At 31.2% G+C, this 1,303-nt stretch carries 1 protein-coding gene; it reads left to right on the forward strand.

Features of this window, described 5'->3' with window-relative positions:
• Positions 1 to 221 precede the first annotated feature (221 nt).
• Complete coding sequence (locus EV196_RS19780; RefSeq protein WP_132219510.1) at positions 222 to 1,190, forward strand: IS110 family RNA-guided transposase; 969 nt, start codon at positions 222 to 224, stop codon at positions 1,188 to 1,190.
• Positions 1,191 to 1,303: the final 113 nt, after the last annotated feature.

Consider the following 1,303-nt stretch of genomic DNA (forward strand, 5'->3'; position numbering starts at 1 on the left):
CTTAAGTTAGCTTTTATTAATAAAGTTTTAAATTTAAGTACATAAACAGAAAGAACAAAAAGAGAGGATTAAGGTTATTTTGTATAGTGAGATTTGATCTCGATTTTCTTGAGAATCCCCTCTCTTTTCTACTATTATTTCGTACAGTTCTAAGAGACTAAGGATCTCGTTTTTAAGTTGTAGAAAACACGGTAGATATGTTCCTTCATAACATATTAAATATGAATGAAAATACGAATTATTTTGGAATTGACATTAGTAAAGATGTTTTTGATGTAATGGGAAGCGATGGATTGTTTCACCAGTTTAGTAATGAGCTTACAGGCTTTAAGAAATTCATCAAACTCATGGGTAGCAATCCCCATTGCGTTATGGAATCTACAGGTGTTTACCATTTACGATTGGCATATTACTTAATTGAAAATAATATAAAAGTTAGTGTTGAAAATCCTTTGTCAGTTAAACGGTTCATCCAAATGAAGCTATCAAAAATAAAGACAGACAAGAGTGATTCTAAAATGATTTATGAATATGCTATTATGAATAGCCCTAGCTTATGGACAGGTCAGACCAAGAGCCAAAAAGAATGTTCTCATCTATTAAGTTTAAGTAATTTATATACGAAGGAGATCATCGTTCTTAAAAATAAATTGCACTCAGAAGAAGCGCAAGGTAGTCCAGTTCCTAGAGTAATACGTTCCATAAATAGGAGCTTAAAATTTTATAAAAAAGAAATAGAAACTCTGGAGATAACCGTTTTAAAATTAGTAAAACAAGAGTATCAGGACTTGCATAGTCGTATTAAAAGCATCCCTGGTTTAGGAGCCAAAGCTAGTGCTCTATTAATTGTTTTGACTGATGGATTTGAACGTTTTAATACAGCCTCAGAACTCTGCTCTTTTGCTGGTCTAACACCTATCATAAGAGAGTCAGGTAGTAGTATAAGATCAAGACCTAGAATAAGTAAAATGGGAAATAGGAGACTGAGAAAAGTATTATTTATTTGTAGTTTCTCTGCAAGCAAACATAATAAAGCTTGTAAAGAACTCTATAATAGGATTGTTGCAAAAGGGAAGAGTAAAAAACTAGCTTTGGTTGCAGTCTGTAACAAGCTATTAAAACAGGCCTTTGCAATTGCTAAATCTCATTTGTGGTATGACGAAAACTACAGGAGTGTTTTAGTAAGGTAAAACCTAGTTTTAAATTATTATTTCAATATATTTTTATTCTAGGGTGAAAATGTAATAGAAGAATATTGTTTAAAAATAAACTGTTTTTCATTTGGTTTTTAACACAGTTCTTG

The organism is Mariniflexile fucanivorans (assembly GCF_004341235.1).
Lineage (GTDB): Bacteria > Bacteroidota > Bacteroidia > Flavobacteriales > Flavobacteriaceae > Mariniflexile > Mariniflexile fucanivorans.

What these genes read in the sequence shown, in the direction of transcription:
- EV196_RS19780 (WP_132219510.1), top strand. Translation starts at nt 222, where the DNA reads ATGAATGAAAATACGAATTATTTTGGAATTGACATTAGTAAAGATGTT.